Raw genomic sequence first — 17983 nt, 5'->3', positions numbered from 1 at the left:
GGGTACGGGACCGCAAGAAGGGGCACGGGCAGGAGGGGAGACCCACCAAGCCGGGGAACCGGGCCACATGGCGTCTGAGCAGAGGTCGTCTTTTGCGGCTTGGTGGGTCTCCGTTACCGACCCCGCAGAACAATTTCGTCGCGTAACCCGCCCCACCAAGCCGAAAGTCTGTGACCACCCGAGCCGGGTGGCCCGAAAACTGCCGGTTTGGTGGGGCGACGAACGAAACCGCAAGGCATTCCACTGACAGGAAGTGAGACCCACCAAGCCGAGAAACCGGGCCACACCCGGTCCGAGCAGAAGTGGGTCTCCCTTACCGACACCGCAGAACGGTCCCGCCACGGGCACACCGCCCCACCAAGCCGAACGCCCCCGACCACTCAACCAAGACCCGAAAGAACAGCGCCCGCATGGCACCTCCAGTCGGCTCCGTCTACAGCAGGGGTTCCAGGAACTCACAAGGCTTGCCGGTCCACGTGACGCTGAGGGCGTCGCGGGCGCGGCTCGCGGCCACGAACAGCAGAGACCGTTCCTTCCGCATGAGCCTGCGGTGCTCGGCCGGGTCCGTGCGCCGCTGCCTCACGAACGGACGCGGGAACTCCGCCGCGCCCACGCCCGCGATGACGATCCGCTCGAACTCCAGGCCCTTCAATCCGTGCATGGTGGACAGACGGACGCCGTCGCCCTTCGTGCCGTCCTGGACCGGGACCGTCGCGATGCCGACGCCGGTCAGGTGATCGCGGATCTCCTCGAGCGGGGTCTTTGTCGGCGTGCAGATCGCGATGGCGGACGGGTCGACGCCCTCGTTCGTCCAGGCACGGATCTCTTCGACGACGGCCGCGAGTTCGTCCTTTCGGGTCGCCGCGCCGATGAGGTTCGGTGCGGGCCCGTACCGGACCGAGCGATAGCCGGTCAGATGGTCGACCCCGTTGTCGAGGTCGTCGAAGCTCTCCCCGGACACCATGGCTATGGCGGCCTGCAGGATCTCCTGAGTCGTCCGGTAGCTCAACGTCAGCCGCGTCGATCGTCCGACGATGTTGATTCCCAACGGCCCCAACGCCAACGGCGCACCATAGATCCGCTGGTGAGAGTCGCCCGCGATGAACATGTCGTTCTCTCTCTCGGGGACCAGCGCCCGCAGCAACCGCCATTGCGCCGCCGACATGTCCTGTGCCTCGTCGACGAGGACGTGCCGGTAACGCGGTCTCGACGCCGTCGAATCGCCGTTCAGCGACACCGCCGTGCGGGCGCTCAGCCACGGATACGTGAACCGCTTCTCCTCCTCCAGCCGCGCCGTGAACCGCTCGCACACCTTCCAGAAGCGAACGCGCTGCGGTCGGCTCAGACGGTGGCTGCGCCCGGCCCGCCGCACCCGCAGGTAGCCGTCACGGCTGTCGATGATGTTGCCGCACACGACCTCCGTCCACTCTTCGTGGCAGAAGTCGGGGCCGAACTCGCGATCGCCCGCTTCGTCCATCGCGGTCTGCCACCACCTCTTGGCCTCGGTGTCGTCGAGGGGACGGGCGGACGTGTCGATGATGCCGCGTTCCTTCGCGATGCGCATCGCGAGACTGTCGATGTTGACGACCTCGACGCGTTTCATCTCCTCCGTCGTCAACAGTTCGCCGAGTTGCCTTTTGAGGTGCTTCGCGAGGCCGACGTTGAAGCTGGTCAACAGGATCGGAGTTCCGGACGCGTGCTCGCGGGCCAGTCGGGCTGTGCGATGCAGCGCGACGACGGTCTTCCCCGTGCCGGGGCCGCCCGACACGCGGGCCGGGCCGCGATAGTTCTTCGTGACCAGCTTGTTCTGCGACGGGTGCAGGAACATCCGCCATTTCGCGAAGTCCTGCCGATGTATCGCCTGCAGCGCGAGGTCCGATGTGGTGATCGACGTGGTCCGCTCGACCGCGGCGGCCATATCGGCCGGATCGACGGGGTCGTCGGGGCGGGCCGGATCGGTGATGTTCTCCATCACCTCGTCGATGCTCATGCCGGTCGCGAGGTTCATCAGGACGTCCGCGGTGTGCGGGGGCAGCGCGTCGGCGAGCGTCACCAGCCCCGAGTCGTCCTTGACGTCGCGGATCGCGGGCAGCAGCGCCCGGGACACACCCAGTTTCGACAGCTCGTCGTCGGTGAAACCGTCCAGCACCCCCGGCACGGTCTCTTGTTTCGGCTGCGGATCCCGCTCCGGTCGGGCCGGGGCCGCCTGCTCCGCCAGCCGCCGCGCCACCTCGGGCTCGATCGTCTCGAACTGACCCGTGACGTGGTTGACCTCGAACCGCAGACCGCGTTCGAGACGCTCATAGACGGTGCTGCGAGGTTGGACGGCCACGACGACGTAGGTGTCGTTCCCGGCGTGCACCATGAGCGCCCGATAGTCGCCCCCGACTCGCGCCGAGTACAGGTTCTTGTGGCCGGACAGCGCCTTGAAGCGGAGGCTGCCGTGGTTCTTGTTCTGACGGATCTTGTGGTCGAAGTCGATGTACGCCTTGCTGTGCTGAGGATCCAGGTCGCGGATGTCCTCCGCGGCCGCCTCGGTCAGTCTCAAATGAACACTCACGCGTCTCTCCGGTCTGTCAGGGCTGTCAGGAGGTCGTCCATCGCCCATGCCGTCACGGGTCGGGCGTCCCAGCCGTCGTCGGCGTAGGCCTGGATGGTCTCTTCGGCGTCATGGGCGTCGGTGCACACCACCGCGATCCGGGCCGTCGGCCACGCGAGATCGGCGATCCAGCCGTGGTCGCCGAGCTCGTAGCCGCCCTCGGGCGTGGGGGCGCGCTGCGCGATGAGCTCGTCGAGCAGTCGGACGAAGTCGGGGTCGCCGGTCGGCGCCGACTCCTTGACCTCGCGCCATTCCTGCGGGACGTCCTCGTCGTCGAGGGCCGCGGCCGGGCCGACCCGGCTCGACTGGACCGCAACGCGCGAGGAGGAGTCGCCGGTCTCGGGCAGTTCATCGCCGGTGAGGCTCACGGGCTCGGTGTCCTGCAACGCCTCAATGATCCCGGTGCCCTCGCAGACCCGCAGCACGCCGGGGCCGAACGCGCCGACCATGCTCGTGGTGAGCATGACGCCGTCGCCGCCGCCCGCGAGGAAGAACTGGGTGAGGTTCGCCCAGTACAGCCACGACCGCCAACGCCTGTGGTGCCGCGGGTCGGTGCCGATCGTCGTGTCGGAGTCGTCGAGGACGGTGATGGCCGTGAACATCCGCCCCGCGTCGCCCCGGTCGTCGATGCAGAAGACGACCTGGAGATCGTTGGCGTCCGTCCCCGCGAACGTCCGGATGCCGCCCTGTCTCACCGTCGGCAGGTCGCGTCGCGCGAGCGCCGCCTCGATGACGTCCGCGGCGCCGACGGAGTCGCTCTGTCTCGACGACAACGTCGCCGCCAGCCCGAAGGCGGCGGCCTCGGCGCGGTACCGCCATCGGTGCGGGTCGGGGTCGGCGAGGAACGCGGTCATCGTCTCGATCGGGTTGCACCAGATCGTCGACGCGAGCTCGCCGACGTCCTGTTCGCGATAGCCGTACCACTGGCCCGCGTTGGCCTTGCCGTTGCCGCCGAACGGCGNCCACGCCTCGGTCACCGACGACACCCGCCACGTCTCGACGTCCTTCCACGTCACTGAGAAGACGTAGACGTCCTGCGCGTGCAGGCGATTGCGCTTCACGGCGTCGTCAGCGAGTCTATTGTGCTCTGTCGTGGCGTGGTACTTGAAACCGTCGAGGTACAGCGCGACCTTGACGGGCGGTCCGTCGACGCGTTCGAACAGGACGTCGGGGCGCGTGTAGTCGATGGTGTGCTGCTGCGTCACCTTCCACCTGGTGGGTTCCCGGCCGGGGCCGCCGATGCGCAGATCCGCCTCGCCCGACGCGGTCGCAGTCAGCGACGCGCCTTCCGTCGCGTCGGCCCACTCCCGCAGCTTGTCGACGAAGCGCGTCTCCAGCTCGCTCTCGATCACCTTCAACATCGAGATGTCGTGAATGCCGGAGCTCGCCTCGGCATCCCAGCCGGTCAGCAGTTTCTCCAGCAACGCCAACGCCTCCGACCGGCGGACGTCCTTGTAGTGGCGCTCACTCGTCCACGCCAACAGACATCGATGGCACGCCGGGTTCCCTCGCTCGTGGCAGTCACACGCCGCGATCCGGTCCCGGGCAGTCGAAAGCACCGTCCGCATCCGTTCGGCGTCCGCCAACTGGTGCAGGTAACCGGTCCCGCCGGGGAGGGTGTCGTACACGACGACGAAGCTCTTTATGGACGCGCCGCCGGACGCCCCGTCGTGATCGCCGGCCTTGTCGGTGTGGTCCGGCATCGTCGCCACGAGGCTGTCGAGGTGCTGCGGGTCGCCGCCGTACGTCGCCGCGATGCCCAGCATCAGCGCCGCGCGGAACGACTCGACCTGCTCGGGCGCCCGCATCGTCGCGACCGGCAGCAGGATCCGCACCGCCTCCGTCGGGAGCTCGTGCGCCAGAACGGTCGCCCGGTGCCCGGTGTTCGTCGACCGGTTCCGGCACCACGGCCGGTGGTGGAACCGGTTCGGGTCGGCCCTCGAATCGCCGCGATCCTTGTCCGCCTTCAGTTCCGGGTCGCCGTTCAGCGCGGTGCCGCCGCAGTCCCTGCACACCCAGAACGGGCTGATCGACAACTCGTGCCCGGCGACCACGATCGAGTCGCCGGTGCCGTCGCCGACCCCGAAGTTGAGGTGCCGCACGATCGCGTCGCGCGTGTAGTCGGCGCCGAAGGTCGCGTTCGTCAACCGCCACGCCGAGACGATGTCGGCCTCGTTGACGTCGACGGTGCCGATCGTCGTGTAATGCCGCTGCTCGCGATCCTCGGAGTCGTCCCGGATGTGGGCGTCGTCCTGTTTGTCCTCCGCGAACACCTTCGTCGGCACGATCACGGTGAACCGCTGCCCGGTGTCACCGATGTTGCCGCTGCCGCACCGCGCGCACCGGAGCAGCTCGGCCGCCCCGCCGCCGGCGTCGACGTAACCGCACGACGAGCACAGATGCCACGTCCGCCAGGACCGGTTCGCACCCGAACCGATGTCGATCCCGTCCACCCGATGCCGATACCCGCGCACGTAGTACGTGTTGCCGGGCGCGATCTCGGTGAGCGCCTGCCGCGCCGGACGGTCGTAGCTGCGCAGCTCGCTCTCGTAGGTGCGGTCGCCGTCGTTCTCCGTCACCCGGGTCAGCGTCGCCTCGAGGGTCGTGGCCGCGTCCGTGAGCGCGTAGTTCGGCAGCAGCCCATGTCGGATGAGCGTCTCGTGCGCGTTCGTGTTCCCCAGATCGCCGAGCCGACGCCGGACGCCGCGCAGCCCCGCCATGAGCAGACGCCGCTCGTGGCGTTCCTCGTCGTCGTTCTCGTCGAGAGCTTCGGCGGCGGCGTCCATGTCCTTGATGCGCTGCCGATACTCGGCCTTCTCGCCGTCGTGGGCGGCCTTGACCCGTTTCACGCGCTCGGCGATGCCCGCCAGCGCGTACTCACGGAGTCCTTGTGCCGCAACGGGTTCGATGTCGCCGTCGAACATGGCGAGGAACTCCTCCCCGCAGCGCGCACCGTCCAACAGCGCCGTCTCGACGAAGTCGTCGATCCACCGCCCGAACAGTTGGGCGGTCGTGCGCGGCACGGGCGTGACGCGCCCCAGGTCGCCGCGGCCGACCTTGTCGAGCAGGAACGCCATGTACTGGCGGCGCAGCAGCTCGATCGCCGACAGGTACGAACCGGGCGGCACGATCCGTCCGGACAGCATGAGCGTCGGGTCAGCGAAGAAATGCCGGTCGCGGGGGCGGCTGCCGGTGACGGTGACGACGAGCGAGTTGCCCGTCTTGCGGCCCGCGCGGCCCGCGCGCTGGACGTGGGCGGCCGGGTTCGGCGCGACCCCGCCGAGGACGACCGCCGACAGCGCGCCGATGTCGATGCCGAGCTCCAACGTGGACGTGGCGGAGAGGACGTTCGGGTCGTTGACGCCGCGACCGGAGCGGAAACCGGCCTCGACCGTCTCGCGCTGCTCCCGCGTCAGCGAGCCCGTGTGCTCGGCAGCGTGCACCCGGAACGGCTTCACGCCGCGGTACAGGCGCCGGTAATAGTCCGGCTCGGTCGACGGCGTCACACCGTGAAGCGTTCCGCTGCAACGGAACCGTGGGCAGGTCGCCGTGGTCCAGAATGCATGGTGCGCGGGCGGCACGGTCTGCTCCCACGAGCAGGTGTCGCAGCCGACCACCGCGTTCGCCAGCTCGGCGTCGGTGAGCTTGTGGACTCGGACGTGGCCAGGCGTCAGCCCGAAGACCGTGACGTCGCCGACCGCGCGGCTCGCCAGGACGTCCGCCCCGACCAGGATCGACGCCAGCCTCGGCACGAACAGGCGCGCGTCCCGGCCGTCGAGCCCGAGACAGCGCCGGGCCCAATCGGCGTACCAGGTGCCCTTGGCCCCCAGGACGGTGAAGTCCTTCGACCGCACGTCGGTGCCCAACGCGAACTCGGGCGCGGACACGCCCGCCGGGAACGCCGGCATGCCCGGCGTCCGCCCGCCCCAGATCGGCCACCGGCGGACGCCCTTCTGCGCGATGAAGCCGTCCAGCCAGCGGTGGTGAAGCGCCCCGCGCAACCGCAGCCGCTCAAGGAGACCGCGAATGAACACCTCGAACTGTCGACGCGTCGGCATCGTGAGCGCCGCCGTCGTCTGACGGAACACGTCCTCCGCGTACGCCGCGTGCGCGTCGAGGTCGTCGATCTCCACCTCGACGGCCGCCGTCCGGGTCAACTCCAGCGTGCGGCCCTGCCTCGACCGCAGCCCGAACTCCAATACCGCCGACAGTGCGAGACGCTGCGACAACAGCTCCCACGTCGCCGACGAACCGGAGTCGTGCTCCTCCAGGATCCCCCGCACGCCCGGATCCTCGTACAGATCGGGCGGGATCGCCCCGCCCGGCCGCTCGCTCTTCGCGAGCCGGACCACGGCATCGGCCATGATGTCGTTGAGCCGCTTCGATTCTCCGTCATCCACAACGGACGCCAGCAGTGCCCGCACCGAGAACCCGTGCGACCGCGCCGACAGGAAGCCCGCCCGATGCGCCGCGTCCTGCACCGCGTTCGAGAACAGCAGCGTCTTCTTGTCGACGTCCCGCTCGATCGCCGACGTGAACAGGTTCGTCACGACCACCGACGTCAACGTGCTCGTTCCCGTGCCGATGTACCGGATCCCGTTGTCGAGACGGCACGACGGGCAGCGCTCGCTCCCCGCGTTCGGGCCGACCAGGTCGACCCACACGGGGACGCCCGGCTCGACCCGTCCACCGTCGACATTCGAGGCGTCGGCGGTGCCGGTGTCGTCATCGGTCGTTCTGGGAACGAACGCGTCGATGGCGACGTCACCGGCGTCGACCGGGCGCAGTCGTCCACCGTCCAGGGCGAACAGCCCGACGTCGTCGGCGGAGGAGCGATACGCGGCGATCTCGGCGGACGTCGCCGTGATCATGTTGCGCCGCCGGGTCTTCGCCCCGATCTCGCGATAGATCGCCGCCGGGTCGAGCTTCAGGTCCTCCGGCGAGCTCTCCGGCGCGATCGCCGCCCACCCGGAGCGTCCACAGTGTCGACATTGGATCGCGGGCAGTGCCGGCCGATCGCCGGTCTCGGCCTCCCACCGGAACGTCGGCTCGTGCCCGACGTCCCGCAGCAGGCGGCTCACCGATCGCACCCACAGCTGTACGTCCAGGTGGGCGAACGGACGCGACGGGGCGTCCGGGTCGCGGGCGATCGACAGCAGCGCCGCGAACCGCGCCAGCGCCTCCTCTCTCACCTCTTCGGAATACCGCCACCACGAGTAGAGGAGTCCGCGGCCCTCGACGTCGAACACCGCGTCGGTCCGCCGCACGTCCGCGCCGCCGTTGGCCTCGAAGAACGACTGCGTCAGCACGTGCTGCTTGAGCTTCCCGCCGAGCTGCGACGGGGTGAGATCGGACGTCCCGACGACCAGCTCCATGATCCGGTCGAGGGCGGTGGCGTCCGTGAACGGGTCTCCCGCGTCGACGAGCTCCTGCGGGTCGGGCAGCGGGAGGCGCCCGTCGACATCGGCGATGAACTCGGCGGCGGTCAACCGGTCCTCGGTGATCACCGAGCCGTCGTCGAACGGCACCCCGAACACCGTCGCCGCCGTCTCGCGGATGCGGGCCTCCGGGTCGTCGTCCTCCTCGCCGGACGACAGCGTCGCCGACGTCGCCACCGGGCAGAACGCGCCCGCGACGGCGCGCAGCCGCCGCAGCAGCATCGCCACGTCCGTGCCCTGGGCGCCGTCATATGTGTGGAACTCGTCGACCACGACGTACGTCAGCGCGCCGGAAGACCACAGGGGAGCATCCTCGGGGCGCTGCAGCATCAGGTCGAGCATCTTGTAGTTCGTGACGAGGACGTCCGGCGGGCTCACCCGCATGTCGCGGCGCTCCGTCAGGACGTGCTCGTACGTCGTCTCGGCCTTCTCGCCGACGTACAGACCGGCCGTCACGCCCGACAGCGCCGGGTCGGACAGCAGGCCGTTCAACCGCTCCGCCTGGTCGGTGGCGAGGGCGTTCATCGGGTACAGCAGCAGGGCCTTCACACCCGGCGCCGCCCGATGGCGTCGACAGTGGTCGAGCACCGGGTACAGGAACGACTCCGTCTTACCGGAACCCGTTCCCGTCGTCACCAGTGTCGGCGACGGATCTCCGTCGAGACTCGACAGACGCCGCCACGCGAGCGCCTGGTGCCGGTGCGGGCGGAAACCGGCGGGGATCCAGCCCAGCGACTCCTCCCAGCCCGGCTCCGCCGAGCGGAACGGCGTCCGCACCTTCAGGTACTGGCCGCGGAAGACCCCGTCGTCCGGGTCGTTCAGGAACTTTGCCAGGCTGTCGCGCACCGGCTCGTCGACCAGCCCGTACGTCGTCGCCAGGTACTGCGACAGTTGACGTTTCAGGTCGAGCGCGACCAGCGTCGGCGGCCTCACTCCGCACCCTCCGCCTCGGCCAGGCGACGCGTGAACTCGGCGTGCGCGGCGCGCATCTCGCGCTCGCGGTCGGCCTTGTAGAACGGCTCGTGCGGCGCCGGGAACGGTTGGTACTCGGCCAGCTCGGGGCGGTCGGACTTGTCGTAAGGGTCGACCCGGTACTTCGGCGGCGGGCCGCCATCCTCCAGATGCGCCATGAGCTCGGCGAAACCGGTCTTGGTCTGGTGGACGCCGTGGGTATGGGAGCTTTCGGCGATTTTCCGCCCGTCGGCGTCGAAGTACATCATCGATTCGCGGTGGGACAGGATCGAAAAACGGCTTCGGTAGATCGCCACGAGCTGGTCGGCGGTGATGCCGAGCATGACGGAGACGAGCGCGTCCAGCTCGACGAGCGCGGCCCGCCGGGCGTATTCGGTCCGCAGCGGCGTCTCGTACCGCCATTCGCTGCCGACGGCTGTGAGGGGTTCGAGCCCTGGCCAGTCGACGGCCCAGGAATCAGTCGCCCAGGCGTCGTCGAAGAGTTCGCTCCATAGCGGGGCATAGGCGTTGGTGAGGCAGTTCAGGCGCAGGGTACGGAGAAGAAGACTTGGGGTCAGCGCGTGATCGACCAGATTCGGCACCAGCAACGTTCGTGCCTGCCCAACATCCAAATGCCCGATGCCAGCGATGCGCAGCAGGTAATCCATCGGCAATGCGCTAAAGTACGCGGCGATCGACGCCGTCTGTTTCGGTGTGCTTCCCGCAAGACTGCGCACGGCATGGATGTGTGCGGGGCCGGGTGGAATCAGTGCAGCGAATAGTGATCGTTCCGTGCTCAATGGAATCATTTCGCGCCACGCCATCCGATAGAAGTCGGTGTACGGCCGTTTGGACTTCTCGGTCAGGTGATCGCGGATCATGGCGTCGGTGATCGGCTCGCCCGGGTATCGCGATTCGAGATCCAGGCGTGCGAGCTCGACCTGGCTCGGGTCGGCGAGGTATTGGTCGAGGAGGTCATGGTCGACCCAGCGATCCTGTGCCGCGACGAACTTTTCGGGCTCACAGGCGCGCACGTAATTGGTCACCGGAGTGACATCCGAGGACAGCGAGGTGAGATCCCACGGCCGGTAGTCACTGTTGCTGGTGCACGGGATATTCGGCTGCTTGTTGAAGGGCGTCGCGATCCCGAAGTGCGGGCCCTGCAGGATCACGTCCGACCAGGAGTCGGTCTCGCGGCCATCCCCGACGATGATGCCCTGGTCCTTCGCGATCTTCTCGTTGTACCCACTGCTGATCCGGGGTTTGAGATCCCAGAGTCGCCCGCTCGCGTTCGCAAACACCTCAATCGCGCCTTGCTCGGCGGTGGTCACTAGATTCAGCAGCGGGGATTGCTCAGAATCGACGTCGGGATTTCCGGATAGTTTGTTCCACTGCTTGAGGATGTTGAGGTTTACGTCGACTATTCGAGTGATGTGAGGCCGTCTATCCCATTCCCCTCGGTACTTAATGGACGGCAAAATGTTCTCAGAGTTTTCGGTGAACGATTCGAGAGCGACCGATGCGGCGTACAGCTCACTGAGATGTTTGAACGCTATGTCCTGAGCGCCGGAATAAATGTGCATTCCGAACGACGTTTTTCTGCTCACTGGATTGGCGAATGCCCAGTTCGCCACATTAACGAAACCGGCGTGCAATCGCAGATGCCGATATGCGGCGGCCCGTAGCCTGCCTTCTTGCTGTCCTGAGAAGTGAGTACCAGGATGTATGAGCCCTGCAGTTCCCGATTGTCCGAGGTTGGCCCAGGCGCGCACCATGAAGCAGCGATAGAGGTCGGGCCGTGTTCCTGTCATTACCGGGTATGTGGTGATGTCGGCGAGGAAGTCCGACAACGCCGCCGTCGCCGTCAGGTCGTCTAGGAAACCTGTCTGCGCGTATGGATCCGCGAGTACCTCGGTCTTGCGCTCCCGCCATATTGCAACGGCGGGCTTGTCGGTCAGCGCGAACCACGGATCGAACTCCGCGAGCGCGAGCTTCTCGTCCCAGTCGGGCCGCACCCAGGGCGGGTTGCCTACCTGGAGGTCGAAGCCACCCTGCTCGAAGACATGGGCGTAGTCGAGCTCCCAGTGGAAAAAACCCTGGTCTTTAACGATGCCGATGACCGTTGCGTACCAAGGGAAGCGGCCAGTCAGGGCCGTCATCGAGGTCATGCCCATGATGCTCGGGAGCGTCTTCTCGGCCTCATCGAGCGTGGCGAGGGAGGCGAACTGGTTGAACAGCGTGCCCTCTTCGGGCAGGGCCGAGCCGACGACGGCCTCGGCGAAGGCGAGCCAATCATCCAGATCGGCCAGCGGGATCTGTTCGCGCAGCCGCAGCATTCGTGCGTCGGGCTTCTTGCTCACCCGCGACTTGGCGCTGAACGAGATTGGTTCCGGTGCATTCGGGTCCGGTCCGAACAGGGTGTCCTGATAGGTCAGCTCGACCGGCCACTCGATCGCCGGTTCCTCGCTCGGCGCAGCGACGGCGACCGACACGGTCGGATTGTCCGCGTATCGCCCGCTCGTACCGTCGAGAAGATCGACATCGTGCAGCGGCCAGAACCACAGGGCCGTCCACGCGTCCATGAGGGTCTTCAACCGGTTGTACGGGCCGTCGACCTTCGTGAGGTTGTCGAGGACCTGTTCCTTGGTGAAGGACTTCGCGGTGCCCGGCAGCTCCGCCCTCCACACGTCGATGGCGCGGGCGATCTCCGTCTCGGAGAGCTCGAGGCGCTGTTTCACGAGCCCCCACAAGTACTCGACGCAGCCGGCCAGCCGCCGCAGGCGATCCCGCTGTTTCTTGTTTGGCACCGCTCGCATGCGCTTGCGCCAGACGTCCAAGGCCTTCGCCTCGTCCGGCGCCAGGTTCTTCGCCTCCTTCTCGCCCGCGACCGTCCCCCACTTGTCGCTCGGCAGCAGGAAATGGTGGATCGCCTTCGCGGGCAGCTCGCCCGCGCCAAACGGATGCTCGATCGGCGCCTCCTTCAACCACCGCCTCTTGTCCAGCATGGAGTCGTCATAGCAGGCGCGGCGGGCGCCCACGAGCGAGTTGCCCCGCTTCAAATGCAGGCCGAACCACGGCTCCTGCAGGCCCGGGTGCATCGTGTTCAGCCACAGCGAGACCTCGGCCAGCTCGACGGCGGTCGCGTTCAGGTCGACGCCGTAGGCGTTGTGCAGCGCGATGTGCGCCTTGACCTTCGCCAGCTCCAGCTTGTAGCGCTCCGGGTCGAGCTGCACGCCGAGCTCGGCCTGCCGCAGTTCCAGGTACTTCGCCCCGAGCTGGTCGATCGCCTCGTTGAGGAACGCGCCCGAGCCGAGCGCCGGTTCGCAGACCCGCCACGACAGCACGTCATGCGCGGTGACCGTCCCGCCCTGCTTTTCCTGCTCCTTGATCCGATAGTCGATCGTGAGCTGCACGGTGGCCCTGGTCAGGCTCACCGGGGTGTAATACGACGCCGAGGTCTGCCGGTCCCGTCCGGCGAGGCGGAACACGAACTCGCCCCGTCGATAGTCGACCGGCCGCAGTGCGCCCGTGAACGGGTCGGGCCTGGTGACGATGTCCGTGTCGGCGTAGTCGCCCCGCCTGTCATGGGGGACGAGCCAGGAGCCGTCCTTCGGGTCGCCGCCCTTGGCGACCTCGACGAGCCGCCGCTCCGCGATCCGTCCCTTGTAGGACATGATGCCCTCGTAGACGGCGCCGAGCTGGTTGACGGACAGCTGCGCGTACGAGATGAACTGGAACCGCGAGCCCGACTTGGAGGCGCCGCGTTTCCGCTTCCTGTCCGGGTCGCTCAGCATGAGCAGCCGCAGGACGGCGTGCAACGTCCTGTTGCGCAGCCGGGTGTCGGGGATGACGTCGCCGTTGTCGTTCGTCCACTCGTGGCCGATGAGCCGAACCGCGTCCGGCTCGAACAGCTCCGCCCGGAGCGCCTCGAACCGCAGGCCCTCGCCCTCCGACTCGTGCTCGTCGATCGCCTCGTCGCCACGAGTCCGGTTGCCCTTGTTCACGTTGCGGAACAACAGGTCCAACGATTCGTACAGGTGGAAGCCGCCGTCGGAGAGGCCGTCGAGATCGGCGACGACGAGATCGCCAAGCCGGGCCATGCCGTAGCCCTCGACGTACTCGGGGCTGTCGACCGGCAGGATGCCGAGCTCCGGCCGCGCCTCCGCGTACAGGAGGAACAGGATCCGGTACAAGTACCGCAGCGACTGGGCGGTGAGGTCGGCGGCGATGTCGTTCGTGTCGATCGCGTCCGGCTCCACGCCCGCCGCCGCAAAGCGGGTGAGCACCTCGTTGGCAATGAGTTCGACCGAGCGGCGCAGGCCCTCACGGAGGTCGCTCGAGACGCCTTCGGCGTGCCGGGTGCCGGTCGTGACCATCGCGGCGAGCGCGTCCTCGCCGCCTTCTTCGGGAGTACGAAGCATGTCGATGGAGAAGAGACCCGCGATGAGGTCGAGCTCGCCGCCGTTCTTGGTGTCGTTGCGGCCGAACGCGACGTCGAGGTCGACGGCGAGGTACTTGCCGTTGCCCCAGACCGTCTGGTCGGCGAGGACGACGACCGCGCCGCACAGCATGAGCACGTAACGGGGAGCCTCGGCCGAGGCGAAGATCCGCGTGATGAGCGCGGGCCCGTCCGTGTACCGCTCGCCGTCGACCGTGGCCGGGTCGAGGAGGAGCGCGGCGTCGTCCACGTCGAAGGCCGCCCCGACGCCGGTCGCGTCGCCGCCCTCGATGACGATGATGCCCTTCTCGGCGTGGACGACCGGAATGGGGTGAGCGTCGTCGTCGAGGTACAGCTCCCAGCCGGGCGCGGGCCGCAGCGGCTCGGTCGCGCCGAGGCCCGTGATGAGCACGTCGTGCCATTCTCGGAGGCGCTTCCGGTGCAGCACGTCGTCGTCGGTGTCGCGGATGCCGAGGTGGGCGCTGGGGAAGGCGCTGCGGGCCCTGCGAAGCCGGGTGCGGGGCGTCGGTTCGTCGTCGCCCTCCGCCTCCGTCCACTGTTTGCAGACGGTCTTCTTCAGCTCGTCCGGGAGGAGTTCCGCGAGGAAGAAGTTCGCGAAGTACTCGCCGCCGTTGGTGATCGAGTCGTACATGGTCATCGGCCTTCCAGCGGGGCGAGCACGGCGAGGACCCGCAGGAGCGGCGGGCCACTGGTGGCGAGATCGTCGATGTGGTCGCGTTGACGCTTCACGGTCGCGGCGATCTGATCGCGGGAGCGGCTCGTCGACGTCGGCGACAGCCCGGACAGGGCGTCCTGCTCCCAGGCGCCGAGGCGTCGTCCGTGCTCCGCGATCGCGTCCCTGATGGACGCGTCCCAGACGTCCCGGTGCCGTTCCAGGTGCGCCAGTCCCGCCTTCACCGCCGACGGAACGAGCTCCTCGAGCCGGTTCAACGGTTCGTCGCGGCCCGGATTGATCATGTCCTTTCCGACACCGGCACGGTCGAGGACGGCGAACAGGTCGTCCACGCGCGGCTCGCCGGGAAGGCCGCTGACCGCCATCCACTGGACGATCGACGTCCGACCGCGCTTGTTCGTGTACACGCCCTGCAGCGCGAACGTCGGTTCGGCGACGCCGCAATGGATCACGGCCGCCTTGCCGCGGCCCAACTTCATGAGGGCCTTGTCGACCAGCCACTCCGTCAACGGGTGCAGATCCGACAGGTACGCGATGTCCGGCCAGGCCGTGTCGTCCTGCTCCTTCGCCCGCCGCAGTCGATCCCCCGCGAGCCTCACGTCCGTCGTGACCTTGAGGCGCTCCAACACCCCGCGCGCCTTCAGATAGGCGGGCGGGAGTTGCCGCAGGCGCCGCTTCAGGTCGTCCGGCGGATCCAGGAACAGTGCGCCGTCCTCCGGGTTCAGGTCGACCTGATCCTTGCCGACGAGGTGGCCCAGGGCCGTCTCGACGAACTCGCCCGTGTCGCCGAACAGGCTCGGAAGCGCGGCGGAGGCGGGTTTGTCCTCGTACGTCGGCGGGCCGTTCCCGTCGAGCAGCGCCGCGAGCGGGTCGAACTTCGCCTGCTCTTCGCGATCGGCCACCCACTCGTCGGTGCTCTCGCCCCGTACCAGCGCGCGGGTCAGTCGCGCCTCCTCCTCGCCCGCGTCGTACAGGGCCGTGACCGCCTCGACCGTGCCGAGGGCGCGGTGCGCCTCGTCCTCCTTGGCGAGGAGCTTCTCGGCGACGACCCGGTCGTCCTTCGCGCCGGGCACCTCGGACGTCATGAGCAGCGCGGAGAACCGCGTCGGATGCGCCTGCCCGTACCGGTCGATCCGGCCGTTGCGCTGCTCGATCCTGATGAGACTCCACGGGATGTCATAGTGGACGAGATGGTGGCACTGCTGGTGCAGGTTCACGCCCTCGGACGCGACGTCGCCCGTCACCAGGACCCGGATCGGCGACGACGCCAGCGCGAACTTCTCGACGACCTCCTGCTGCTGCACATCGGACAGCGCGCCGTGCATGACCGCGACGGCGTTCGGCTTCAGTTTCAGTCGCTTCGCGATCTGGTCGGCGAGCCAATGGACGGTCGCGACCCGCTCGGAGAAGACGACGACCCGCTTCGGGCTCTTCGGGCCCACCTCGGCGGCCGTCAACACGTCGATGAGGGCCGCCAGCTTCGCCGGTGCGGTGATCGCGTTCGTCAACTCCCGCAACCGTTCCAGGGCCGCCGTCTCGGGGCCGGGCTCGTTCTTGATCGTGCTCAGCCGGGTCTTGACGGTCTCCGCCAGCGCCGCCGGGGACGACAGGAACGCCTTCAACAGCGTGTACGGGAAGAGCTTGTTCGACGTGATCGACTGCCCCGGCGCGAACCAGACGTCCGTCAGCTCCTCGAAGACCGCCTCCTCCGCCGCCGACGCCGACACGCGCACCGGCTCGCTCGCCTCCCGCTTCGCCCACTTCCCCTCCGCCTGGTCCCGCAGCTCCGGGTCGGCCTTCGTCCGTCTGATGTAGAGGTGCTTGATGTCCTCGGCGGCGTAGTTCGTCTCGTCGGCGATCGCCGTCGGGTCGAGCAGATCGATGAGGTTCGCGAAGGACTTCGCGTCGCCGTTGTGCGGGGTCGCGCTGGCGAGGATGAGGGCGTCCGTCCGGGGCGCGAGGACGTCGGCGAGTCTGCGCCGCTTGCTCGTCTTCCCCGACGAACCGATCAGGTTGTGCGACTCGTCGATGACGACGGCGTCCCAGTGGATGTTCTCCAGGTGATGGCGGTACATGCCCGGGTCCTTCAACGTGTCCACCGACACGATGATGCGCTTGTGGACGGTGAACGGGTTCCGTCCCGCCGGGAGATTCTGGCGCACCCGCGCGATCCCAACGGAATCCATGCGCAGCAAGGGAATCGAGAACCTCGTCCACATCTCCCGCTGGAACTGCTCGAGAACGTGCTGCGGCGTCACCACCAGGATCCGCTCGCCCCGGCCCCGCCGGATCAGCTCCGCCAGCGTCAGCCCGATCTCCAAGGTCTTGCCGAAACCGACCACGTCCGCGATCAGGATCCGAGGCCGCAGACCCGACAACGCCAGCACCGCCGGGCGCTGCTGGTAGGTGTTCGTCTCCATGAGGAACCGGTCGGCCATCGCCAGGCCCGTCTCCGTGCGGGGCAAGGGCGTACGCCGCACGATCGCCTCCAGGAACAGGCGCGACTCGACATAGCGCGTCGACGGGTCGTGGACCAGCCGGGTCTTCGTCGGGTCGATCTCATGGATCGGTTCCAGGCCCCGCAGGAACGTCGCCTCCGTGCCCTGGACCAGCGGCGACTGGCCCAACGCCCGCACCTTCACGCCGTCATGGGCGGTCATCTCACTGCCGAGCACGACCCATTCCTCGTCGCGGACCTCGATCCGGGTCCCCGGTGCGTAACCGGTCACGGTGCTGTTGTCCATGTCTGTCACAGCTTCCTGTTCTTCGCGTAAGCGCTGCGTAGGTTCTCTGCCGCGAACACGGCCGCCGACATCGATCGGCGTACCCGTGTCGTTTCCTGGCTGGTCGTTCCTTGTGGGCCGGTCGCTTCGTGTTCGGTCGCTTCGGTCTTGCCTGTCGTGGTGGTCGGTCTCGGTGGGGGTTTGGGCAGCGGGTTCTGGCCGTACGTCGCCGCGATCATGTCCGCTGTCACCTCCGTCGCCGTCCTTCCGTCCACAGTCGCCACTGAACCGAGCCGAGACGCCGCCTCCGCCGCCGACGGTCTCGCCGACGGCGTCCCGTCCGTCATCTCCGTGATGATCGTCGCGAGCGGTTTCGGCAACCCCGCGACCGAGACGCTCCCCGTCCTCGCCGGTGTCCGCCCCGTCGCCGCATATGCCAACACCGCGCCCAGCGAATACACGTCCGCGGCAGCGGTGACGGTTGCACTACCTTGCTGTTCCAATGGCATCCACTGCTGTGTTCCGACACTCACGCCGACCGTCGTGAAATGGGCGCGGGGATCGTCCAGGCCCTCCGCAAGGACCGCCAAGCCGAAATCGATGAGGCGGGGACCGTCAGCGCCGAGCATGACATTCGCGGGTTTCACATCCCGATGCAGCAGACCCGCCTCGTCCAACGCGGCCAGGCCGTCGCACAGATGGGCGCCCATCATCGCCACGATCTCCGGCGCCATCGGGCCATGCCGGAGGACCTGTTCCCGCAGTGTGGGGCCCGGAATGTACTGCGTCGCCAGCCACGCCGGGTCGTGGGCGACATCCGCGTCGACGTACAACGCGATCGACGGGCCCGACACGCTGCGCATCACATCGACCTCGCGGGCGAACCGACGAGGAAACTCGCCCTCGCCCGAATCGTCGAGGAGCCACGACGCGATCATCTTCACCGCGACCTGTTCACCCTCAGCGGTCTCGGCGAGGTAGACCCTGCCCATCCCGCCTTCGCCGAGCCTCGCGAGAAGCCGGTACTTCCCGAGCTCCACGGGGTCTTCCGCCGTCAACGCGTCCATCGCGAATCTCCCTAACCGCAGCGGTACATCCGGACCGCACTGTTCCCGAACCCCAAGTATCAACCGTGGCCAG

General features: G+C 68.0%; 5 protein-coding genes. All 5 read right to left on the bottom strand.

Annotation, left to right across the window (positions count from 1 at the left end):
* Nucleotides 1-433: 433 nt before the first annotated feature.
* Nucleotides 434-2560, bottom strand: coding sequence for a UvrD-helicase domain-containing protein (locus ACM9NP_RS20850; protein WP_415648447.1), 2127 nt, complete (start codon nucleotides 2558-2560; stop codon nucleotides 434-436).
* 1001 nt (nucleotides 2561-3561) lie between these two features.
* A partial coding sequence (locus ACM9NP_RS20845; RefSeq protein ID WP_415648446.1) for a DEAD/DEAH box helicase occupies nucleotides 3562-8970 on the bottom strand: 5409 nt, incomplete at its 3' end.
* Nucleotides 8967-14084, bottom strand: coding sequence for a class I SAM-dependent DNA methyltransferase (locus tag ACM9NP_RS20840; RefSeq protein ID WP_415648445.1), 5118 nt, complete (start codon nucleotides 14082-14084; stop codon nucleotides 8967-8969). The genes ACM9NP_RS20840 and ACM9NP_RS20845, both read right to left, overlap by 4 nt.
* Nucleotides 14081-16864 carry a helicase-related protein gene (locus ACM9NP_RS20835; protein ID WP_415648444.1) on the bottom strand — a complete coding sequence of 928 codons (2784 nt, stop codon included), beginning with the start codon at nucleotides 16862-16864 and terminating at the stop codon, nucleotides 14081-14083. The genes ACM9NP_RS20840 and ACM9NP_RS20835 overlap by 4 nt, the downstream gene beginning before the upstream one ends.
* Before the next feature lie 5 nt (nucleotides 16865-16869).
* The gene (locus ACM9NP_RS20830; RefSeq protein WP_415648443.1) at nucleotides 16870-17910 is read right to left on the bottom strand and encodes a serine/threonine-protein kinase; all 1041 of its coding nucleotides are present in this window, start codon (nucleotides 17908-17910) and stop codon (nucleotides 16870-16872) included.
* Nucleotides 17911-17983: the final 73 nt, after the last annotated feature.

This window comes from Stackebrandtia soli (genome assembly GCF_965137155.1).
Classification (GTDB): Bacteria; Actinomycetota; Actinomycetes; order Mycobacteriales; family Micromonosporaceae; genus Stackebrandtia; species Stackebrandtia soli.
Note: the sequence above shows the minus strand (reverse complement) of the source record. Positions and strands in the feature narration are given on the sequence as shown.